Origin of the sequence: Marinomonas sp. UCMA 3892 (assembly GCF_012726345.1) — a bacterium.
Taxonomy (GTDB): domain Bacteria; phylum Pseudomonadota; class Gammaproteobacteria; order Pseudomonadales; family Marinomonadaceae; genus Marinomonas.
Genome location: NZ_PTXN01000010.1, coordinates 186,692 through 209,077, shown reverse-complemented (window position 1 = coordinate 209,077; position 22,386 = coordinate 186,692). Strand labels below are relative to the sequence as shown.

At 42.8% G+C, this 22,386-nt stretch carries 23 protein-coding genes; 12 read left to right on the top strand and 11 right to left on the bottom strand.

The features are described 5' to 3' along the window. From B6N13_RS15700 to B6N13_RS15690, 3 genes are all read left to right on the top strand, one after another. On the top strand, positions 1-344 hold a 344-nt coding region (locus tag B6N13_RS15700; protein WP_169459922.1), incomplete at its 5' end, for an ISAs1 family transposase. A gap of 72 nt (positions 345-416) precedes the next feature. Beyond that, on the top strand, positions 417-1,343 hold the full coding sequence (locus B6N13_RS15695; RefSeq protein WP_169459921.1) for a diguanylate cyclase: 927 nt from the start codon (positions 417-419) through the stop codon (positions 1,341-1,343). A 40-nt stretch (positions 1,344-1,383) separates the two neighbouring features. Next, positions 1,384-2,712, top strand: a complete 1,329-nt coding sequence (locus B6N13_RS15690) for a DUF3422 domain-containing protein (RefSeq protein WP_169459920.1) — start codon at positions 1,384-1,386, stop codon at positions 2,710-2,712. A gap of 96 nt (positions 2,713-2,808) precedes the next feature. Here B6N13_RS15690 and B6N13_RS15685 read toward each other — a convergent pair whose 3' ends face one another. The 5 genes from B6N13_RS15685 to B6N13_RS15665 form a co-directional block, all read right to left on the bottom strand. Further along, positions 2,809-3,564, bottom strand: coding sequence for a GntR family transcriptional regulator (locus B6N13_RS15685; RefSeq protein WP_012069356.1), 756 nt, complete (start codon positions 3,562-3,564; stop codon positions 2,809-2,811). Positions 3,565-3,634: 70 nt separating this feature from the next. Beyond that, the gene (gene ugpC, locus B6N13_RS15680) at positions 3,635-4,750 is read right to left on the bottom strand and encodes a sn-glycerol-3-phosphate ABC transporter ATP-binding protein UgpC (RefSeq protein ID WP_012069357.1); all 1,116 of its coding nucleotides are present in this window, start codon (positions 4,748-4,750) and stop codon (positions 3,635-3,637) included. A 34-nt stretch (positions 4,751-4,784) separates the two neighbouring features. After that, complete coding sequence (locus tag B6N13_RS15675; protein ID WP_169459919.1) at positions 4,785-5,648, bottom strand: carbohydrate ABC transporter permease; 864 nt, start codon at positions 5,646-5,648, stop codon at positions 4,785-4,787. A gap of 10 nt (positions 5,649-5,658) precedes the next feature. Then, the gene (locus B6N13_RS15670; RefSeq protein ID WP_169459918.1) at positions 5,659-6,594 is read right to left on the bottom strand and encodes a sugar ABC transporter permease; all 936 of its coding nucleotides are present in this window, start codon (positions 6,592-6,594) and stop codon (positions 5,659-5,661) included. An 85-nt stretch (positions 6,595-6,679) separates the two neighbouring features. Next, entirely contained in the window at positions 6,680-7,963 is a 1,284-nt protein-coding gene (locus B6N13_RS15665; RefSeq protein WP_211172886.1) for an ABC transporter substrate-binding protein, read from the bottom strand. Between the two features lie 223 nt (positions 7,964-8,186). Between B6N13_RS15665 and nagB the strand changes: the two genes are divergently transcribed. The 5 genes from nagB (at position 8,187) to B6N13_RS15640 (ending at position 12,303) form a co-directional block, all read left to right on the top strand. Next, positions 8,187-8,987, top strand: a complete 801-nt coding sequence (nagB, locus tag B6N13_RS15660; RefSeq protein ID WP_169459917.1) for a glucosamine-6-phosphate deaminase — start codon at positions 8,187-8,189, stop codon at positions 8,985-8,987. Then, positions 8,984-9,865, top strand: coding sequence for a BadF/BadG/BcrA/BcrD ATPase family protein (locus B6N13_RS15655; RefSeq protein ID WP_169459916.1), 882 nt, complete (start codon positions 8,984-8,986; stop codon positions 9,863-9,865). The genes nagB and B6N13_RS15655 overlap by 4 nt, the downstream gene beginning before the upstream one ends. Positions 9,866-9,876: 11 nt before the next feature. Then, positions 9,877-11,028, top strand: coding sequence for an N-acetylglucosamine-6-phosphate deacetylase (gene nagA / locus B6N13_RS15650; protein WP_248280356.1), 1,152 nt, complete (start codon positions 9,877-9,879; stop codon positions 11,026-11,028). Between the two features lie 207 nt (positions 11,029-11,235). Beyond that, the gene (locus B6N13_RS15645) at positions 11,236-11,445 is read left to right on the top strand and encodes a cold-shock protein (RefSeq protein ID WP_012069364.1); all 210 of its coding nucleotides are present in this window, start codon (positions 11,236-11,238) and stop codon (positions 11,443-11,445) included. 288 nt (positions 11,446-11,733) lie between these two features. Continuing rightward, positions 11,734-12,303 (top strand): fasciclin domain-containing protein, encoded by a 570-nt coding sequence (locus tag B6N13_RS15640; protein WP_012069365.1) that lies wholly within the window; start codon positions 11,734-11,736, stop codon positions 12,301-12,303. Positions 12,304-12,416: 113 nt separating this feature from the next. On the opposite strand, the gene B6N13_RS15635 is transcribed toward B6N13_RS15640, so the two are convergent. Beyond that, complete coding sequence (locus B6N13_RS15635; RefSeq protein ID WP_169459914.1) at positions 12,417-13,340, bottom strand: DMT family transporter; 924 nt, start codon at positions 13,338-13,340, stop codon at positions 12,417-12,419. Positions 13,341-13,437: 97 nt separating this feature from the next. Here B6N13_RS15635 and B6N13_RS15630 point away from each other — a divergent pair, with 97 nt between their 5' ends. After that, a complete protein-coding gene (locus B6N13_RS15630) occupies positions 13,438-14,355 on the top strand; it encodes a LysR family transcriptional regulator (protein WP_169459913.1) in 918 nt (305 codons plus the stop codon). Here the strand turns inward: B6N13_RS15630 and map are convergent. The 4 genes from map to trpB all read right to left on the bottom strand — a co-directional run bounded on the left by map (position 14,342) and on the right by trpB (position 17,456). Continuing rightward, positions 14,342-15,124, bottom strand: coding sequence for a type I methionyl aminopeptidase (map, locus tag B6N13_RS15625; protein WP_169459912.1), 783 nt, complete (start codon positions 15,122-15,124; stop codon positions 14,342-14,344). The two genes, B6N13_RS15630 and map, sit on opposite strands and share 14 nt — an antisense overlap. Position 15,125: 1 nt before the next feature. Beyond that, on the bottom strand, positions 15,126-15,335 hold the full coding sequence (locus B6N13_RS15620; RefSeq protein ID WP_048813967.1) for a ParD-like family protein: 210 nt from the start codon (positions 15,333-15,335) through the stop codon (positions 15,126-15,128). 82 nt (positions 15,336-15,417) lie between these two features. After that, positions 15,418-16,203: a tryptophan synthase subunit alpha gene (gene trpA, locus B6N13_RS15615; protein WP_012069370.1), complete on the bottom strand. Its 786-nt coding sequence runs from the start codon at positions 16,201-16,203 to the stop codon at positions 15,418-15,420. Further along, the gene (gene trpB / locus B6N13_RS15610; RefSeq protein WP_012069371.1) at positions 16,200-17,456 is read right to left on the bottom strand and encodes a tryptophan synthase subunit beta; all 1,257 of its coding nucleotides are present in this window, start codon (positions 17,454-17,456) and stop codon (positions 16,200-16,202) included. Before trpB ends, trpA begins: the two co-directional genes overlap by 4 nt. Before the next feature lie 229 nt (positions 17,457-17,685). Here trpB and B6N13_RS15605 point away from each other — a divergent pair, with 229 nt between their 5' ends. Continuing rightward, positions 17,686-18,264 carry a TetR/AcrR family transcriptional regulator gene (locus B6N13_RS15605; RefSeq protein WP_169459911.1) on the top strand — a complete coding sequence of 193 codons (579 nt, stop codon included), beginning with the start codon at positions 17,686-17,688 and terminating at the stop codon, positions 18,262-18,264. A gap of 152 nt (positions 18,265-18,416) precedes the next feature. Here the strand turns inward: B6N13_RS15605 and B6N13_RS15600 are convergent, their stop codons facing one another. Next, the gene (locus B6N13_RS15600; RefSeq protein ID WP_169459910.1) at positions 18,417-19,661 is read right to left on the bottom strand and encodes a multidrug effflux MFS transporter; all 1,245 of its coding nucleotides are present in this window, start codon (positions 19,659-19,661) and stop codon (positions 18,417-18,419) included. A 417-nt stretch (positions 19,662-20,078) separates the two neighbouring features. Between B6N13_RS15600 and B6N13_RS15595 the strand changes: the two genes are divergently transcribed. Further along, positions 20,079-21,653, top strand: a complete 1,575-nt coding sequence (locus B6N13_RS15595) for a TolC family protein (RefSeq protein WP_169459909.1) — start codon at positions 20,079-20,081, stop codon at positions 21,651-21,653. Positions 21,654-21,659: 6 nt separating this feature from the next. Further along, the gene (locus B6N13_RS15590) at positions 21,660-22,385 is read left to right on the top strand and encodes an efflux RND transporter periplasmic adaptor subunit (protein ID WP_169459908.1); all 726 of its coding nucleotides are present in this window, start codon (positions 21,660-21,662) and stop codon (positions 22,383-22,385) included. The last annotated feature ends 1 nt before the right edge of the window (position 22,386 follow it).

Here is a 22,386-nt window from a genome sequence, read left to right as displayed (position 1 = left end):
CCATCGCCGCGATACAGTCAGATCGTATTGCTAATGAAAGAGGCCGAAGCCATATTCGTTACTTTATTTCCAGCAAACTGATGACGGCAGAAGAAGTATTAAAGGCCACTCGCGAGCATTGGGGCGTCGAAAACCAGCTTCATTGGGTTCTGGATGTCTCTTTTGGGGAAGATCAGTGTCGAGCTAGGCAAGGTTATGCGGCAGAAAACCTAGCAACCACCCGACAAATCGCTCTAAACCTACTAAAGCAGGAAACCAGTGTAAAACTGGGTATCAAAAACAAGCGTAAGGCCTGTGGTTGGGATGATGCGTATCTGTTCAAGGTGATGGGGTTGATCAAATAATGTTCGTGCGTTTGCCCTGGCTACTGTTAAAGCATCTCAGCTTATTTTAGAGCTTCAAGGTGATTAGATACGATGACAGAAGAGCAAAGTGTTTTAGTCATTGATGACGAAAAAATTAACCTGAAAATCATCAGTGATATACTGAGCGATGAAGTTAGCGTTATGCTGGCAAAAAGTGGTGAGCAGGGGATTAGAAAGGCTATAGAATATAAGCCAGATTTGATTTTGCTGGATGTTATAATGCCAGAAATGGATGGTTTTGAAACCATGACTCGTCTTCGTCATGATGTGCGCACAAGTGCTATACCTGTTATTTTTATTACTGCTTTAAATGATTCAAGCAATGAAGAAAAGGCCCTATTAATGGGGGCCAGCGACTATATTCAAAAACCGCTGCATACCAATATAGTGCAGGCTCGTGTACGACTTCATTTACAGCTTGTAAAACAGCGTAAAATGTTAGAAACACTAGCTAATATTGACCCTTTAACATCACTTGCTAATCGTCGTAAATATAAAGATGTCATTGAGCAAGAATGGCAAAAAGCCATTACTCATCAAGGATGTCTTTCTTTGCTGGTCATTGATATTGATAATTTCAAGCAATATAACGACTGTTACGGCCATGCAACCGGTGACAAAGTGCTTCAACAAGTAGCAATGGTATTAGCTAAGCAAGCTTTAGATAAAGGACTTGTTGCAAGATATGGTGGTGAAGAGTTTGTTATTTTGCTACCTGACCATACTCAAGAAGATGCTGCTGAGGTTGCTCGTCTTTGTATGCAAGGAGTTGAGGCCCTAAATTTAGCTTACAGTCATGAAGATTTTAGCGGTAAGGTAACGGTTAGTGTGGGAGGAAGTACAAAATTACCTAATATAAGTTGCAGTAGCGATGATCTTTTTATTACAGCGGATGAAATGCTGGGGCTCGCGAAAAAAAGTGGTAAAAATAAAATATTATGGAAATTGCCGAGTAACCCGCACACAATTGCTGAGTGATGTTTGTTTTTTTTAGGTTACTCTTAATATAAGGTTTGTAATGAACAAGGTTAATAATTCGTATGGTTTGGAGATGCATCCGTTAAGAGATGTATTGTATGCAGAGCTACATTCGCGGCCTTTTCAGGTACTTCCTAGTCCAGCCAGAATCAGTTACCTTGCTGTTATTGTTAGGTCAGATCAAAAGCAAGCAGAGTTTGAGCACTTTTGCTCACTTTATAATTATTTTAATGGCACTCCGCCAGAAAATGACAGTGTGTGTTTTGAGGTAGATTTTGGTTCTTTTAAGGTTCGCCGTGATAAGCACCTTGAATTTGTTTCTTATATGGTCATCTATACTGAGGTCGATGCGCAGCTAGGTTTTTTTGATCAAAATGCCTTGGCTTATTTGCCGGTTGAGTGGTTGTCAAGCATGCCTGGCATTACCATTGCGGCTTTTCATGTGTCGGTTGAAGACGCTCGAACCATCCCTGAACCAGATCTGGCCCTTGTAAAAAGTCATTTTGAGGGTATGCGTTTAGTCGGTAGTCGTCCTCAAAATGGTGACGCGCAGGTTTGGACCACTTTTCAGCTACATAGTGATGGCTGTGGGCGCTTTTTGATTTACAACAAACGCATGAGTGATAGTCAATTAGGCCGCATGGTTCAGCGTGTAGTAGAAATCGAAACCTACCGTTTGATGGCGTTATTAGCCTTACCCATGGCGCGTAAATACAACGCAGAACTGGTTGTCATGGACGAAGAGTTAGCCCAAACTACCGCTAGCTTGTCTGATGCGACGGAACCCCTTGATGAGCAAGCCTTATTGAGTGAACTAATCGATATGGCCGCTTGGGTTGAAGCGACACGATCAAAAACCTCTTTTCGCTTCAGTGCTACAAGAGCTTATCACGAGCTGGTTTTAAAACGGTTAGCTGAGTTAAAAGAAGACGAAGTATCTGGACACTTAACCATTACCGAATTCATGACTCGTCGCTTAACGCCTGCAGTGAGAACCTGTAATACAGCAGGGAATCACTTAGAAAGTCTTTCTACTCGCATTGATAGAGTGTCAGATATGATGCGCACTCAAGTAGAAATGTCGATTCAATCTCAGAATCAGCAACTGCTTACTTCCATGGATCGTCGTTCGAAAATTCAACTTGCCATGCAGCATACGGTCGAAGGCTTGTCTGTTGCTGCGATCAGTTACTACAGCGTAGGTTTATTGAAGTTTTTGATTGAGGCTGTGTACGACAAAGGTGTCCATTTTGATAAAAGTTTAGTGATTGGCTTGTCCGTGCCTATTGTTGTTGGCAGTGTATGGCTAGCAACGCGAAAAATACATAAGCGGTTTTTGTTGCTGGCTAAGGCCAAAGAAGAAAAGTAGTCGTCGTTTTGTTTTTTTAAACACACAAAAAAGGCTTTCTATTGTTACCGTAGAAAGCCTTTTTTGTGATTAGAGGTTTGTTTTATTAGGGTTTTATCAAACTGTATTATGAATCTCTGCAACGAAGTCGTAAGAATCCCCAGGGAACCATGAGCGCGTAAACTCAATGGGCGTACCATCTTGTGTGACAGCGGTACGTTCAATGTAAAGTACAGCGCTAAGTTCTGGGATGTCGAGTAGATGAGCTCTTTGTTCATCAATGCTAATGGCGCGAAGACGCTGAAACGCACGAACAGGGCGGCAGCCTTGTTGTTCCAGCAAATCGTACAATGATCCTTCCATCGCAAAAGGGTTGAGAATGTAACGGCTTGGAATCGTCGCCAGCTCAAGCGCCATTGGCTTGCCATCGGCATAACGCAAACGATAAAAGCGTACCACTTCTTGCTCTGCTGACAGTTTAAGTGCTTTGCATTCATCCTCATGAGGCATACCTAAAGAGCGATCTAGCCATTTTGATGTAATGGCTTTACCACGTGCTTTCATGACTTCGGTAAAGCTACGCAAGTGGTTCAGCGGTTGTTCAACCCTTTCACTCACAAAAGTTCCTGCGCCTTGACGTTGCGTCAATACGTCTTCTTTTACCAACTCGTCGATGGCTCGGCGCACGGTGACGCGTGAAACATCAAGATACTTGGCCAGATCACGCTCTGGTGGAAGCGTATCTCCACCAAGTACTCGACCTGCAGAAATAGACGCTAAAATGGCTTTTTTTACCTGCATATAAAGAGGAATGCCTTTTTCTCTCAATGCTTGGGCCGCGCCAAATAACTCATTAACCCGATTTTGGTTCATATCAGTGTCCTGAACGGGAAGGGGTTCCCGTATTCGTACTCGTTTTTTCTAAGAGCTAAGTATGTCAGTTCTAAAGGAGAATAGTCGCTGACGTATGCGCGTTTACTCTCGTTAAAGCCTTGCCTTGGTGATCAAATAAATACAAGCGATTAGGTTGAATGCCAAAGGTAATTTTATCACCTGCTTGGTGTTGGTTGTCGCCATCCACCTTAAGCACCATTTCGCCTTCTTGCCCAATATCAACATATAAATAAGACAGTTCACCAAGGTGTTCAATCAGAGTAACTTTGCCTTCTACGATGTTGCTTTCGCAGTTTAGCGCCATGTGTTCTGGCCGCATGCCTAGTTGTACTATATCGCCCTGATTTAAAGACGAAGTATCGATCGAGGCTTGAATAACGCGGCCAGATTCTAGCACAAGTTGCGTGTTTTCAGCGCCGGATTGACTGATCTTCGCTTTCAAAAAATTCATTTTAGGTGAACCAATAAAGCCAGCGACAAATTGTGTTTTTGGATGGTGATACAAATCCAACGGTGCGCCAACTTGTTCGACACGGCCCTTGTTCATCACGACGATTTTATCGCCCAATGTCATGGCTTCTACTTGATCGTGAGTAACATAAACCACCGTGGCTTTTAGTTCCTGATGAAGCTTGCCAAGCTCAACACGAGTTTGAACTCGTAGTGAGGCGTCTAAATTAGACAAAGGCTCATCGAATAAGAAGACTTTCGGGTCGCGTACAATGGCACGACCGATGGCAACGCGTTGGCGTTGGCCACCAGACAATTCTCTCGGTAATCGCTCCAATAAATGATCAATCTTTAGCTTCTTCGCCGCTTCCATAACCTTGTTGTTCACAAACGCTTTGTCTTTGCCGGAAATTTTTAAGCCAAATGCCATGTTTTTAAACACGTTCATATGAGGGTACAAAGCATAAGATTGAAACACCATAGCGATGCCGCGTTTGGCTGGCGAGCGTCCATTGACGCGTTCGTCATCGATGTACAAGTCGCCTTCGGTGATGTCTTCTAATCCTGACAGCAAACGCAATAAGGTCGATTTACCGCAACCAGATTCGCCAATCAACACGACAAACTCGCCGTCTTTGATATCAAGGTCGATACCATGCAGTACGTCCACATCGCCAAAGCGTTTTTTAATATTGTTAAGTTTTACACTAGCCATGAAATAAACCTCCAACGGTCAAAGATATAAACTATTATTTGACCGCTCCGCTGGTTAAGCCGCGGATCAATTGTCTTGAAAAAATGGTGTATAGGATCAGCACAGGAACGATCGCCAAGGTTAGCGCTGACAAAACCGAGTTCCAGTCTGTGACGTATTGACCAACAAATTGCTGTACGCCAAGGGTTATAGTGCGAGTCTCTTCACCCGGCGCGAGTATCAGTGGGAACCATAAATCATTCCAAATCGGAATCATGGTGAATACGGCAACGGTTGCCATCGCAGGTTTCAATAGTGGCAAGATGACACAAAAGAAAATCTTGTATTCACTAACCGAATCGCAGCGAGCTGCTTCGGTGAGTTCCTTTGGAATGGTGCGTACAAACTCCGATAATATGTACACAGCAAGGGGTAAGCCTTGGGCGATATACACCAGCACCAGTGCAGTAAGTGTATTTACTAGATCCAAGTTGACCATCAGGCTTAAAATACTCACCGTGCCAAGACGTATTGGAATCATGATGCCCATGGCAAACAAAAAAGTAATCAGTAAGTTGCCTTTAAATTTGTATTCTGTCAGAGCCCAAGCGGCCATAGCGCCAAGTAAAAGTACCAAACCGACCGCCAAAATAGTGACGACCAAACTGTTCCAAGAATACAAGCCGAAGTCTGATCTCAATAGAACTTGCTGGAAGCCCACTAAGGTAAAGGAATCACTGTCTGGTAAGCCGAGTGGATCACGAAAAATTGCACGACGTTCTTTAAAGGCATTGATCACAACGACAATAATCGGAAAAAGAGCAATCACGGTATAGGCCAATAAAACAGCATGCACGGTGACACTTTTGGGTACTTGCCTCATTCTAGAGGAAGGTATAAAACGACTAAATAGTTTCATTATAACTTCCTTAAAATTGGAATCGCTGAATGCGACGTTGAATAAAGAATAAGAACAGCATGACGCCCACTAAAATGATCAAAAACATCAGTGTTGCCACCGCAGCACCCATGGATGCGCTACCCTGTTGTAGCTGAAAGCCAAAGAATGTTCGGTAGAAGAAAGTTCCCATTAAATCGGTCGAAAAATTCGGGCCGGCAAGGGCGCCTTTTACCGCATATATCAGTTCAAATGCATTGAAATTCGCCACAAAGGTTAAAATTGAGACCATGGCAATAGTTGGCAAAATTAACGGTAATTTAATGTGCCAAAAGGTCTGGAATGAATTTGCACCATCAACCACACTGGCGTCGACAATGTCATCAGGAATATTGAGTAAGGTGGCGTAAATCAACATCATCGGAATACCGACAAACTGCCAGACTGATATAAAAGCTAAAGTGATTAGTGCGCTACTTTCTTTACCAAGCCAAGCATCGAAGTATTGACCAAGACCAATACTGTAAAGGAAGTTTTCCGAAATTCCCCAAATAGGGCTTAACAACAACTGCCAAACGAAACCTATAATCACCACAGAAAGCATGGTAGGCATAAAGATAAGTGTTCGGTAAGTACCGGATAAACGTAGTTTTGGCGAGCTTAATAAAACCGCAAGAAGTAAACCAATCGGGTTTTGTACAAGCATGTGAATCGCGAAAAATTTGAAGTTATTGCCCAGTGCGTTCCAAAAAGCCTGTGACCAAGTGTCGTCGGTTACCAAGGTAATAAAATTCTGTAGTCCGACAAAATGACTTTGTCCCTGTTGCTCGTTGAACAAACTTAAGACGAGCGTATCGAGCAAGGGGTAAACACTGAATACAACGTAAATAAGCAATCCCGGCCCGAGGAAAAATACCAAGTGCCATGGGAAAGGTTTCTTTTCGTCATGTTGGTTGGATGGAGTCATAGTTCATCTCAATGTAACGTGCTATCTAGATAAATTGCATATAGTTAAGAGGTCATCCTAATGGACGACCTCTTAATGGTTTAGTTTATTGCTGAGGTTTGTACCATTGCTCCAAGCCTTCCTGTGTTTCTTTGGCGGCGGCTTCTGGTGTCATGGTGCCATTGATTACCTGAGCGCTCACGTTCCAAAGTTGGTTCTCTAGGTTTGGGGTGCCACGAGACAGGATTTGATAAGAGTTACGAATGGTCGATTCGCATTGCTGACGCCAGCTCATAAACTCTTGTGCAACAGGATCCTTGATGTCAATTTGATGATCAGACAACGGGAAGAAGCCCGGTACCGCATTAGCATAAAGCGTGGCGAACTCTTTACTTGCCATCCAATTTAAGAAGATTTTAGCGGCTTCTTTATTAGTCGAACTTGCATTGATGCCAATACCCATATCGGTATGATCACTGATGTAACAAGTGTCTTCTGCTTTTGCCACTGGAGGTGGAAACGCACCAAATTCAAAATCCGCTTGATTGTTGAACGTCTGAATATCCCAAGAGCCCGCTGGGTAGATAGCAGCACGACCTAAGGTAAATAAGTTCTGTGAGTCAGAATATTTTTGCGCTTCAAATCCTCGACCTAGATACGGTTTCCACTGGGCAAGTTCTTTCCAAGTATCGACATAAGCTTTGTCGGTGAATTTTTCTTTACCACTTAGTAGTGCTTTACGGCCTTTTTCACCTTGCCAATAGTTTGGTCCGATATTCTGGAATCCCATGGTTGCGGCTTCCCACTGATCCGCGGTTCCCATTGCTAACGGTATATAACGACTTTCTGATTTGATGGTATCAAGTGTTTTGAAAAACTCATCGCGGGTTTTAGGCACGGATAAATTAAGTTCTTTAAAGATTTCTTTGTTGTAAACAAAACCATGAATAACCGACGCAACAGGCATACAGAATTGGTCTTTGCCATCGTCCGTGACCCATGCGCTTTTCGCTACGTCAGAGAATTGTTTTAGACCTTTTAGATCATTTAAGTTGGCAAGATAACCGTCTTTATAAAGATCTAATGCCGTATCGAATGGACGACAAGTGATTAAGTCACCAGCAGAACCTGCTTTTAATTTTGCTTGTAAGGCTGAGTTGTATTCCGTTGGAGGGGTTGGGGCAAAGTTTACTTTTGTATCTGGATGGCTTTTGTTGAAAGCTGGAATGATGACATCAGACCAGATATTAGCATCATCACTGCGCCAACTTTCTATCGACAAACCGTTCGCAGCTTGCGCTATGCCAGTGCTGCTAAGCAGGATGGCGGCTAGACAAGTAAGTTTTGTTGCCATTTTTGTTTCAGGTGAAGCGGAACGAACATTGAACATGAGTACTCTCCGATTGTGTTTTCCAATTGTGATATGAGTGCTTTTTTAATTAGGTGCTAAAATGTTATTGGTATTTTTTAGGTATTGATTATTCTTAAAAACTAGCACCAATTATTCGTTCAGGCAAACAAATATGACAATATTGTGGAAAATAAATTGATCTTACGCTCTAATTGGTTCTATATTGGTTTTGTTTTTGTTCTGTTTAGAAAAGAGGATTCTTATGCAAGTTATCATTCTCCCATCTGCTCATGATGTGGCCTTGTATGCGGCTGCTCGCGTCATTGATGTGATTAATACCGAAACGAATCCTGTTTTAGGGTTGGCGACAGGGTCTACGCCCATCGCTTTATACAAAGAGCTGGTGGTGCTTTATCAATCTAAGCAAGTATCGTTTCGTCACACGACAAGTTTTAACTTGGACGAATATATTGGTATTGCCGACTCTCATGAGCAGAGCTATCGCACTTTTATGAATCGGCATCTGTTTGATGCTATTGATATCATTGCTACGAACACGCATGTTCCATTGGCCGAAAGCCAAGATGCAGGCACCTTAAAGAACAGCGCACAGGATTATGAAGCAAGTATTCAGCAAGCTGGTGGTATTGATTTGCAGATTTTGGGCATTGGTGTAAATGGTCATATTGGTTTTAATGAGCCGACTTCCAGCTTTGCATCACGAACTCGTATCAAAACCTTGTCGGAATCCACTGTTGTAGCGAATAAACGTTTTTTCAAAGACGGAGAGTTTCAGCCCCATTTAGCACTCACTATGGGAATAGGTACCATTTTGGATAGTCGAGCAGTGTTGTTAATGGCAACCGGAAAAGCGAAAGCAGAGGCGGTAAAAGCCATGATAGAAGGCTCGCTTTCTGCTATGTGTCCAGCGTCGGCACTGCAATTACATGAAGCGGCAACCATAGTATTGGATGAAGAGGCAGCTAGCTTATTAGCGCTAAAAGAGTACTACCAATGGTGCGAACAAAAACGACAACAATTACATGAGGGGAATGTGTCATGAGCGGCTTATATATAGGAGTGGACGGAGGAGGAACCTTCTGTCGAGCCCGCTTGGTTGATAGTGATGGTAATGTATTGGGTGAGGCCGTAGGTGGCTCGGGTAATCCAAGAATAGGAATAGAAGCGGCATGGCAGAATATTATTAATGCCTGTCTTGAAGCCTGCCGCCAAGGCAATATTCCTCCCGAAGCTTATGCAAAAATTACGTTAGGTTTAGGCTTGGCGGGTGCCAATCAGCCGTTAGAACAAGAACAGGTGATTTCTCAAAAATCCCCTTTTGGGCAACGCTACTTATTAACCGATGCGCATGCGGCTTGTTTGGGGGCGTTTAACGGTGAAGATGGCGCGTTATTGATATTAGGCACTGGCAGTTGTGGTGTCGTTTATCAACATGAACGATTCAGCATTGTTGGTGGTTGGGGTTTTCCCTTATCAGATCAGGGGAGTGGGGCGCGTATTGGCCTATCTGCACTGGAGTATTCGTTAGCAGCGCTAGATGGTATTTCGCCTTCGACGCCTTTCACTGACAGTATTAATGCTGAATTTTCTTTGTCTGCGGAAGAATATGTGTTGTATCAAAATCGCGCACCACTTCCGAAAGAATACGGGGCTTTTGCTGTTCAGGTTTTTCAGTTTGCTAAGCAAAAAGATCCTATCGCGTTAAAAATCATCCAGCAGCAAGTGGAATGGGTAAGTCAGTATTTAGACGCTTTAATTACCAAAGGTGCGCAGAAGATCGTTTTGGTCGGCGGCGTCTCAGAAGCCATTTTAGAATATTTGCCTGAGCGTTTTTCGCCTTACTTTTGTCAGCCAAAGGGTGATGCTATGGCGGGTGCGATTTTGATGGCCAAAGCGCAAATAGGGAGAAAGGCAATATGAAGGAGCATATGATGAAAACTATATTTGCAAAACGTCTGTTCGACGGCGAAAACTGGTTAATGAATCAAAAAGTGACCTTCAAAGATCAAGTAATTGATTCTATTGTCTCTGTGCCTGATTATTCAGATGAGCATTTAAATGATAATACAGAAGTAGTGGATATTTTGGCGCCTGGGTTTATTGATGTGCACGTAAATGGTGGTGGCGGTGCCTTGTTTAACCATACACCGACGATTGAAGCATTAGAGCGCATGGTGGCTGTGCATGCTCAATTCGGTACGGTTGCTATGATGCCGACATTAATATCTGATGATTACGAGATCATGTCGCAAGCTCACCAAACGGTTTGCGAAGCATTGAAACAAAACATGGCAGGGATCTTAGGAATGCATTATGAAGGACCTTATCTTAACCCTATTCGTAAAGGTGTTCATAATGAATCTAAACTGCGTAAACCCACAGAAGGTAAGCTTGCCACGTTGTTAGAAGTGAGTCGAAGTGGAAAGCTCATGGTGACATTAGCACCAGAGCAAGTGCCAGAAGGCTTTATTGAATGGCTTGTTGCTGAAGGTGTTATTGTTTGTATTGGCCATTCTGCTGCGAATTATGATCAAGCAAGGCAAGCTGTGATAGATGGTGCTCGTGGTTTCACCCATTTGTTTAATGCTATGACGCCTTTAATTAGCCGTGAGCCTGGTGTGGTTGGTGCTGCATTGCAAACCGACATCCCAACTTGGTGCGGCTTAATCGCCGATGGCCATCATGTTCATCCTGCTAGTATGCGAGTTGCTATTGCCGCAAAAGGCTGTGAGCATATGCTTTTGGTAACCGATGCTATTCAGAGTGTGGGTTCAGATGAAAAAGAAATGCCATTTTTAGGCAAAAAAGTACTGCGCAGTGAAGGCAAAGTCACCACCGAAGATGGCACATTAGCGGGCTCCGATTTAGATATGGCAACTGCCGTACGCAATACTATTTCTTTAATTGGCCGAACACCTACGGAAGCCTTGCAAATGGCGTCTTTAAGGCCTGCTGAATTTTTAGGAATAGAGCATCATTTTGGACGTATTAAAGCGGGTTATCGAGCTAGTCTTGTTGCTTTAAGCGAAGATTATTTTGTCACGTCAACCTGGATCGATGGACAAAAAGTATGGGGTAGGTAGCAACTTATTTTAAATAAGTTGGAATAAAGCTATCTATCCAAAGCGTATCTCTATACTATGGCGGCACAAGCTAGAAAGAAGTCTAAATTATTAACTCTGCAATACGTTGTTTTATTCATAAAATCCTCGTCTGAAAGTTTCTAAGTACAAGTCTATTTTTTTGCAAAACCGGCCCCAAAAGGGCTATATAAACTCAGGTGATTATTTATGTCTAATACAGTTAAAGGAACCGTTAAGTGGTTCAACGAAATTAAAGGTTTTGGTTTTATTGAGCAAGAGTCTGGCCCTGATGTGTTCGCACATTTCAGCGCTATTGCTAGCTCAGGATTCAAAACTTTGGCTGAAGGCCAACAAGTAGAATTCGTTGTTACTGCTGGCCAAAAAGGTCCTCAAGCAGAAAATATTACAGTACTTTAATTAGTTACTAAGAATATTTAAAAAAGGGTAAGTTCTTCGGAACTTACCCTTTTTTTTGCCTTTCAATTTAAGCTTTATAGCCTTAGTTTCTTTCACGCGTTTTCCATTTTTTAACATAAAATATCTGAAACTTTTCCTATTACTGTTACGCAATTCTAAAGATGCATAAAGTGTGTCGTTGAGAAAGGCGAGTCGGTATTTTTTTAAATCTGAAACCTTTTTGTATTCTCACCGTATCTCTTTATGACCATGGCGAATTGTTATGGATAATAAAATTGGAGAATAACAATGAAATTATTAAGTCTTGTTTCTGCTGCTACAATCCTTACCTTGGCTGGTTGTTCAGCTGGTGGTATGAAGAGTACTAACGACACAGCCAATCCAATGGTTGGCGGTGCTCCAATGTTTCCCAGCAAAAATATAATTGAAAATGCGGTGAATTCTAAAGATCACACCACATTAGTCGCTGCTGTTAAAGCCGCTGGCTTGGTGGAAACACTTCAAGGTCCTGGCCCGTTTACTGTCTTTGCTCCAACAAATGCTGCGTTTGATAAATTACCAGATGGCGCCGTTGCGAATCTTTTGAAACCCGAAAATAAGGCTGCTTTGACTAAGGTTTTGGCTTGTCACGTAGTAAAAGCGGATGCTCTATCTGGTGCCATTAAAACCATGATTGATGACGATATGGGTAAACACCCAGTCCCGACTATTGGTGGTTGTACATTAATGGCTACTTATATGGGGGATAAAATCATGCTTGAAGACGAAAATGGCCGTGTTGCACACGTGACTATTGCTGACGTTAAACAATCTAATGGTGTGATTCATGTAATTGATACCGTGCTTTTACCTAAGTAATCATTCTTTTTTCGTCATTGAGCGTAGCTTTCAGGGAGTTTCAAATAAGGCTTAGTTTCTATTTTATATAGTACCTAAGCCTTTTTTATTTTTCGTTTTTCGAATTGTGATTTCTATTTTCTTAACGTCGCCATGATGGTGGCCAATAAAATACAAGCGCCTCCTATCATCTGTACCGTATTCAGGGATTCTCCTAACCAATAATACGCAAAAATTGCTCCGAAGGCGGGCTCTGAACCCGTTAGCAGGGCGACTCGTGAGGGTGTTGTGTGTTTAACACCGAAGTTCTGCGCAAAAAAAGCGAAGATGGTGCAGAAAATTACTAGGTAAAAAATGATTGCCCAAAAGGAAAAGTCAGTAGGGATTAACTGCTCAATTGGATTATTGCTCACAATAAAAATGAGTAATGCACCAAGAGTGACGATATTGGCCTGAATGCTTGTCGTACTCAGGGGCGATAATACTCTATCTTTCAGTAAGATTTTTGTTGTCACGACCATACAGGCTCGTAGCAACGCCGCTAATAGGATTGAATAGTCTCCTTTATTCAGATTAAAAGAGAAGATATTAGGTGTTTGCTGGTCGATGCCTTGCGTGGTTAGTAGAAAAACACCAAAAACAGACAGTAAGGCAAATAATACTATCGATCTACTGGGCAATTTTCGGTCCGCAATGGATTCGACCAATGGCGTAATAAGTACACAGAGACTGATCAAAAAAGCCGCTTTAGATGCTGTCGTGTGAAAAACACCATAGATTTCAGCAAGAAAAATACACAGTAAAATACCGCCTGTTGGCACGGCAAATTTCCAGTCTTTTGCTAACCCTTTGCGCAGTTCTCTTATAAAAATGGGAGCGAGTATAAGCGATGTTAAACCAAAGCGGATGATAATAAAGGCCAGTACGCCGGTATAGAGCAAGGCATCTTTTGTAATGCCGTAGCTTGTTCCCCAAAAAAAAGCGGTGAACAAAAGCGATAATTCAGCGATGGGCAATTTTGAAAAAACGGATGGGGTAGTTAGCGTTTGTGATGCCATATTTGCTCTCTAAGAAAGGGTGAGTTGAGTGATAAAGCATGCTAACTTGTGTTCTTGATGATTATAATTACCTAACAAATCAAAAGACTTATGACTCATGGACACAAATGAACTGATTGCTTTGTTGCCTGATATGGCGGCTTTTGTTGCCGTTGTTGAAACTGGAAGTTTTACTAAAGCGGCCCAAAAGCTGGGCGTGACACCGTCTGGCGTTAGTCGGCAAGTTTCAAGAATAGAGACCGCTTTGTCGGCGGTATTAATAGAACGTACGACACGTCGTCAAACCACGACTTTGGTAGGCAGAGCGGTATACGAGCAATGTCGGCAAATGCTAGACAGTGCAAAAGAAGCCGTTATTGCCTCAGAAAATAATGCCAACGAGGCTTCCGGTCGTCTGCGTATCGCCGCGCCGGATTCATTTGCCAGACAGGTTTTAGAGCCTTTGCTTGTGTCTTTTATGCAGCGGTATCCAGCGGTTTCTTTGCAAGTGCAAGTGACAGACTTGCGAGTGGATCCAGCCTATCAGAATGTCGACTTAGTTTTTTATATCGCCGAGAAGCCTTACGAGCATTTGGTCTGCAAAACATTAGGCCGTGTTCGCTCTGTTTTGTGCGCTAGTCCTCAATACTTGGCAGATCATGGTGTACCAAACTCTCCAGAAGATTTGACCGATCACTCCTGTTTACCACTTGGATTATTTGATGGTGATAATATCTGGACTTTTAGCCAAGGGGAACGGAGGACGGTCGTTACTGTGGATGGTCGCTACATGATGACTGATGCTGAAATGCGCCTGAAAGGCGTGATGAATGGCTTTGGTATTGCACCTTTTCCTGATTTTGTCGTCCAAGATGCTTTAGAAAAAGGGGAGGTGGTGCAAGTACTAGAAGACTGGCAGTTAAATAGCGATTTCCAAGGAGGAATATACATGCAGTTTCCTGCAATGCGTTTTATGCCGAATAGACTGAGAGTCTTCATTGATTTTATGGAAAGTCATTGGGCTAAGACTGTTTAAGAGTGTGCTCTTCATTTCTCAGCGTGAGTACTTCAAATCCGGTCGAGGTGACCAAGATGGTGTGTTCCCATTGAGCGGAGAGTTTTTTATCAGCTGTCACAACTGTCCAGCCGTCTTTTTTTGTCTTGGTCTTGGCTTTACCTTGGTTGATCATGGGTTCGATGGTGAAAGTCATGCCTTCTTTCAGGCTCATTCCTGTTCCGGCTTTGCCGTAATGCAGAACTTGTGGTTCTTCATGCATTTCTCGACCAATGCCATGACCACAGTATTCTTTGACCACTGAATAACCTTTGCTTTCTGCAAGACTTTGGATGGCTGCGCCTATGTCGCCTAACGTAGCACCTGGTTTTACTTTTTTGATCCCAGCCCACATGGCGTCATAAGTCGTTTTAACTAAGCGCTTAGCTACAGGATTGGCTTCGCTCATCACATACATTTTACTGGAATCAGCGATAAAGCCATTTTTTTCCAGTGTGATATCGAGGTTGATGATGTCTTTTGCTTTTAGTTGTCGATGCTCACTTGGAATACCATGGCAAACGACTTCATTAAGCGAAGAGTTTAGAGAAAACTCATAGCCATATTGCCCAAGACTCGCAGGTCTTGCCCCCAAGGTATTGCGAATAAAGTGTTCGACCTGATTGTTAATCTCTAGGGTCGACACGCCTTCTTCAACAAAGTCATCAAGCATATGAAAGACGCTGGCTAAAAGTTTGCCAGATTCACGCATGAATTCGATTTCTGCTGGGGTTTTGATATGGACTTGCATATTACTTTACAGCCTTAAGTGGCATTTCATCCGCATTCGCGTTGGCAAGTTCTTGGGCAATTAATTCGGAAAAAGTGAGGCTTGGATTCAGCTCGGCTAAGCGTCCCATTTTTATCCAAAATTCGGCTTGAGCATTAATGGAGCGGGACATGACGGTACTGCTTTTGCGTATGTCATCGTGAAGTTCGTCGGAGATTTTAATAATACCCATGAATATATGATCCATATATGAATTGTATATGGATCATATGTTCAGGTTTTGCGTTTTTCAAGTACTAATTATTGACTCTTCATTAGTGAAACAAATCTTTAATTAGCTTAATGCCTGCTTCTTGACCACCTTGGTTGTAGGCATCTAAGAGGGCAGAACCAATAATGGCAATATCTGCCTTGCCTGTGAGCTGTTCGATTTGGGCACGTTCGCGTATACCAAAACCGACGCCCATCGGAGCGCTGGCATGTTGTTTGATCTGCGCCAAGTAGTCATCAAGTGAAGTCTGTTTGGCTTTGCCTTCATGGCTAGAATGCCCAGTTACACCAGAGCGAGCGACACAATATAAGAAACCACTGGCTTGGTTCGCTAGCATGGCTAAACGGTCTGGTGGGGTCACAGGGGTTACTAACCAAACTGGATCGATGTTATTGGCTTTACAAGCCGATTGATAAGTAGCGGCTTGCTCAATTGGTAGATCTGGAAGGATTAACCCCAGAATGTTTTCTTCTGCCGCGCGTTTGGCTAATTTGTCTAAGCCAAAGCGGTACATTGGATTTAAGTAGCTCATCAACACAATGCGGCTGTCAGGAAAGTTTTTTGCTATTTTTCCTAGTTGAGACAAGCAAGTTTCCACGTCCAGCTTTTGCTCTAATGCTTTATGACAAGCAGCAACAATACTTGGGCCGTCGGCGACAGGATCGGAAAAAGGAAATTGTACTTCGATGAAGTCCACCCCTTCCTCCATCAATTTTTCCATCCAGTTCAAGCTTTCTTCAACACTTGGGTACCCATAAACCACATGGGTCATGGATAAAATTGGCTTGTTTTGGCGTTTTTCTGCGATAAAAGTCGCTAACTGGCTCATGCTTTATCCCCTTTGTTTTGAGTGGTTGGGTAAGAGGCTAGGTAATCGGTTAAAAATTGTGGGAAGGTTTCGTCTTCCACCGCTTTTGCCACGTTAAAGATATCCTTGTCACCTCGACCAGAAAGATTGATAACGATCTTTGAGTCTTTAGGTAAGTTCGGTGCATCTTTAAAAGCGCCCGCTAGTGCATGAGAAGACTCAAGTGCTGGAATGATACCCTCTTTTTTTAGTAGAAGAGTGCAAGCGGCAATTACTTCATCGTCCATGGCATAGGTCATGTTAATTCGACCTGTTTCGGCCAAATGGGCAATGATAGGAGAGACGCCAACATAGTCTAAGCCTGCTGCGATTGAGTGGGTTTCTTGTAGCTGTCCGGCATTGTCTTGCAAGAACATGGTAGCAAAGCCTTGTGCGATACCAGGCTGTCCAAGATTATGGGACAAACGAATAGAATGCTCGCCAAGCTCCAAACCTTTACCGCCTGCTTCGACGCCGACCATTTCCACTTCTTTATCATCGAGGAAAGGTAGGAACAAACCACAAGCATTCGAACCACCGCCAACACAAGCGTACAAACGGTCTGGAAATTGACCGAATTGCGCGACACTTTGCTCGCGTACTTCGTTACCAATAACGGATTGGAAGAATGCGACCATTTCAGGGAAAGGGGCGCAGCCACAAGATGTACCAATCAAATAATGGCTTTCTTCATGACTAGAAGACCAATCGCGCAATGCTTCGTCTAGTGCATCACGTAATGTTTGTGCGCCTGTGGTAACAGGCACTACGGTTGCGCCAAGTTGTTTCATCCAGAATACATTTGGATATTGGCGTTCAATGTCTTTCGCGCCCATATAAATGGTGCACTCCAACCCTAATCGTGCCGCAACCAAAGCGGTGGCAATACCATGTTGTCCTGCACCTGTTTCGGCAATCACACGTTTTTTACCCATGCGTTTGACTAGTAAACCTTGGCCAATCACGTTGTTCATCTTGTGCGCGCCACTGTGGTTTAAATCTTCACGCTTAAGGTAAATCTGTGCGCCGCCGAAATGCTCAGTTAAATTCGCACAAAAAGTCAGCGGCGTTGGGCGGCCAGAAAACTGCTGCCATTGTTTATTCAGCTCAGCGAGAAATTCTGGATCGTTTTTGGCTTCTTCGAACGCATGTAAAATTTGCTGTTGGCTCGAATAAAGGATTTCAGGAATATAGCTACCGCCGTATTGCCCGTAGAAACCGTTCTCGCTTTGCATGACTTGCTCCTAAAATTGTTATTTATTTAACTATACCGTTTAGTTAATTTAATGCGATGATAGGCGTTCGTCAAGTGTTTTGAATTGTTGATGGGAAATTAAGTTTTAGAGGATAGAGATTGAGTCTTCAGACAGACACAAAGCCAAATTGCGTTGTTAGAAAACGAAAGCAGATGAACATCAATAGGTTACTATATAATTTATAGCGAATAGTTAGATCGAGGAAATTATGGCAAGAGGAAGACCCAGTAAAAAAGCGCACATAGTGGAGTCCGCATGTGGCTTATTTACTCAGCAGGGTTACCAAAGCACCAGCATTGACCAAGTCGTTGCCACGGCTGGCGTGTCTAAGCCTACGGTATACAGTAATTTTCCTACCAAGTTGGTATTGTGGGAAATGGTGTTAACTTCGTTAACAGAGCAAGCGCAAGGTGATATGCAAAAAGCTTTAGGTCGTTTGCAATCTAAAAAAGAGGTGTCGCTAATAAATGGCTGGATGTTACTTTGGCAAGTGTGGGTGAATAAAGCGGAGCACCTTGCTGTGTACCGCATTTTATTAGGTGAACAGCATAAAATGGCACCTTCTACCTTTGCCTTATTTGCTGAGTTTGAAGCGGTTTTAGAATCCACTTTGAAGGCATGGATTGCGGACTTTAGTGTATCTGCGGTGAATTTCTTTGCATTGAAAGCGGTGAGCAAAGAAGCGCTCCTGATGCCAGCCTTGATGAAACAGCGGATGATGGATAAGGCAGACTTGGAAAGTCAGCTTGATAGTCTGATGAAAGGCGGTTTATTTCTAGGCAGTTAAGTGTTCGGCTTTACTTAGATGGACGCTTTGATGAAACCAAAATCAAGGCAGCGCCTTTAGGCCGTCAAAAGGCCGATAACACCAAACTAAAACCCTTGACGCGCTAGAGCACGGCAAAAAACTATGAAAGCCTCAACAGGTTGCTTCCCTAATTAAACCGCTGCGCTTTGCTCTTCAATTTCTTCCTCAACACGGCCTTTTTCGGCCCAATACATGATGCATACTGCTAGTGAGCCCATAATCACGAAGCCACCCGAAATTGGCATCAAGGTATTGTTGTACATTTGGCCTATCACAGTACCAATGCTCATCGACATAATTGATGACACTGAACCAATAACCGCAGATGCAATGCCCGCAACATGCCCCATTGGTTCCATTGCTAGGGAGTTGACGTTACCGAACAATAACCCAAAGCAGAAGAACAAAACGGTAGCATAAACTAAAAACATCCATAAACTGATCGTCACAAAAGCGTGTAAAGCAAAGAAAGCAATGGACGCAATAACGACAAGGCAAATAGCGCGGAAGGCGATGTATTTAGCACCATATTTTTCAACGATACGTGAGTTAATCAAAGAAGAAAATCCCAATACTAAGGCCAGTAAACCAAAGTAAAGTGCGAACAAGTTACCAGTTTTGAATTGCACCTGAAATATTTGTTGTGAAGAATTCAAATAGCCAATAAAGCTACCGAAGAATAACCCCATGCAAATGGTGTAGCTCGCCGTGATTCTATTTGTTACTACTTCTTTAAATCCTTCGTAAAAGCCTTTTTTCGAAAAAGGAATACGGTTGGATTTTGGTAGTGTTTCTTTTAAACGCAAGCCAATCCAAACAATCAATAACACAGCATAAACAAGATACATCTCAAAAATACCGCGCCAATCATCGACAAACATAATCGCTTGCCCAAGTGTAGGGGCGATGGCTGGAACCAAGACGAAAATCATCATCACCAATGACATGATACGAGCCATTTGCGCGCCATGATATAGGTCGCGAACCAAGGAAATAGCGGATATATAAGGTCCTGCTACCCCTAAGCCTTGAATAAAGCGCCCCAACATCAGCATTTCTAAACTATCGGCTTGGTAGCAGACTACAGTGCCAATTAAGTAGAGAGTAAAGCCACCAAATAGAATAGGGCGGCGACCTAGGGCATCTGACAGTGGCCCACAAATTAATTGCCCCATTGCCAAACCTAAAAACAACATGCTAATGAGTAATTGTGGTTGATTTGCTGTTACTGCACCAAGTTCGTTACCGATAATCCCAAGTGCTGGTAGTAAGGCATCAATGGAGATTGCCGTTATCGACATTAATAGAGCAACTAAGAGTGTGAACTCCTTCGCCCCCATACCGGAAGACGAAGTGTTGTTGTGGGCATTTTCCATATGTTATCCAAAGAAAAAATGATGTTTTGAAGAGCTGTGAGCAAGCTCGAATTCTAATAATAGTCGAGTATTATACTCAGGCTTTATAAAGCCCTGCTTGCAAATATGTGCATGAAATAAGGAAGTGTTTTGTGGTTAGTCTATGAGGTCGTAAGTTATGTTAGTTTACCTAGTGTTTTTTTCGTTTTTATTGCGCTTTTTTTGTGATTTTTATACGATGCCTATATATTTGATGGCAATCGCAATCAAATTCTTTGATGCGGATACAGTAAAGTGAGCTTGCATGGAATGTAGCGTTATAAACTGTTCTAAATACCCTCTCTTTCTGCCTGTTATATATTTGACTGGTCTAATTTTTATTTCTATTCCATTTGTCTACCGATGATTTTTTTTATTATTTATTTATAAGGGGTTTTTATGACTTCTCGCCTACTATTTGGTCGAACTGCTTTGGCTGTTTTTGTGTCTTTGTCGGTTGCTGGTTGTTCGGTAACCCCTAAACAATTTACTAATCAAGAAATCTTGTCTCAGGCGGCTGAAAATGCTGATGAGATAAATAAAGATGTTGCCCCTATTACTGGTCCAATCGATTTAAACGAAGCTTTTGCTCGTACTATTAAGTATAACCGCGATGCGCGTTTAAAAGCCTTTGAAGCTGTAGTTTCGCAGGGGCAATTGGCTGTCGATAAGTTTGATATGTTGCCAGAATTAGCTGCCAAGGCAGGTTATAATCATCGTAATAATTACGCGGCTTCTGCATCGGTTACTTTCTCCGGTGATGAGCCATCGAGCTTAGGTAGCAATCCGAGCTACTCGGTTTCATCTGATAAAAGTACGGTAAATGCGAGTATTGGCGCGACTTGGGATATTCTCGATTTTGGCTTGTCGTACTATCGTGCAAAACAGCAAGCAGATCGCTTTCTGATTTCCAAAGAGCGCGAACGTAAAGTGGTTCATTCTATTATGGAGCAGTCTCGTAATGCTTATTATCGGGCGGTTTCTGCGGAACGTTTGTTATCTAAAATCAACCCTTTAATCGTTAAGGCTCGTGCAGCACTAGTTGACTCAGCTAAGATAGAAAAGCTTCGTGCTCAGTCCCCAATGGAAGCATTAACCTATCAGCGTTCCCTATTGGAAACCTTGCGTACCCTTCAAGACATTCGTAAGGATTTGATGCCGGCTAAAACTGAGTTGGCAATTTTAATGGGCCTAAATCCTGCTGTTAATTTTGAATTGGCAGATGTTAATAATCCTAATAGCGATATCCCTGTTCTTAATGTCGACATGAGTTCTATGGAGCGCACTGCGTTAGTACTTCGTCCAGAACTACGAGAAGCGCAATACCAAGAGCGTATTACTCAAGAAGAAGTGCATTCTGCCTTTTTGTCTCTTTTTCCAAGCTTAAGCCTTAGTGCAGGCCTGAATTACAACGATTCTGATTACCTTCGTTATAACGACTGGACGTCTGCTGGTGTGGGTTTGAATTGGAACCTTATGAACGTGTTTCGATATGGCAAGTTAGATAGGTTGAATGACTTGAAAATTGCCGCGGGCAAACAGCGATCTCTAGCAACCTCTATGGCGGTTATCTCTCAGGTTCACATTGCTGATATTCAATTCAAAGAATCGAATGATACTTATGCACTGGCTACGCAATATTATGATGTGGCACAGCGTATTAAAGCCCAAGTAGATTCTAGCCGCACAGCGCAAAGTATTGGTGATTTAACCGTTATTCGTGAGGATCTAAATGCTTTGTTGGCAGAGTTACGTCGTGATGTGGCTTATGCTGATCTGCAAAATAACTTCGGTAGAGTGCTAGTTTCTATGGGTCTGGACCCATTGCCAGAAGGTTTTGGCAATATGAGTCTAGAAGAGCTATCTACGGCTTTTAACAACATGTTTGCTCGTTGGGAGCAAGGTGACATTGAAGTGATTTCAGCGGAAGAAATGCAATCTGCATTAGCGGCAAAAAGTGTGGCTGAGAAGTAAGTTTTGATGATGTTCAAACTGAAAGTTGTGGTGTGCCTGCTCTTTTGTGTAATAACGATGCCAGTTATCGCACAAGAGACCTTTAAAGCGCGAGGTATATTGGTCGCAACCAATAAGGCGACGCTGTCTACTGAGTTATCTGCCAGAGTGATTGCAGTGCCCAAAAGAATGGGGGAATCCTTTAAGCAAGGGGATTCTCTTATTCGCTTAGATTGTCGGTTGTTTGAGGCTCAATTGGAAAAAGTGGATGCCGAAACGAAAGTCGCGCAAGCAAGATTAGATAACACTCAGCAGCTTAATCGGCTGAATTCTATTGGAACATTGGAAGTCACTATTGCACAAGCTGAGCTACAAAAGGTTCAGGCAGAGCGCACTATTGCACAACTAAACGTAGAGCGTTGTGATATTAAAGCGCCTTTTGATGGTGTGGTTGAACAACTCGATAGTCATACATTTGAAGTTGTGCAACAGCAACAAGCCTTGATGAAAATCGTCGGATTGAATCGATTAGAAGCCGACATAATTGTTCCAGCACAATGGATGGCGTGGCTGACAATAAATAAAGCAATCACATTACAGGTCGAAGAGACACAACAAACATTGCAGGCGGTGGTTAGCCATATTGGGCCAAGTGTCGACCCAACGAGCCAAACTATTCAAATACGAGCTACGATTAAAAAAGTACCAGTCAAGGTTTTACCTGGTATGAGCGTGGTGGCGATGTTTCAGTAAA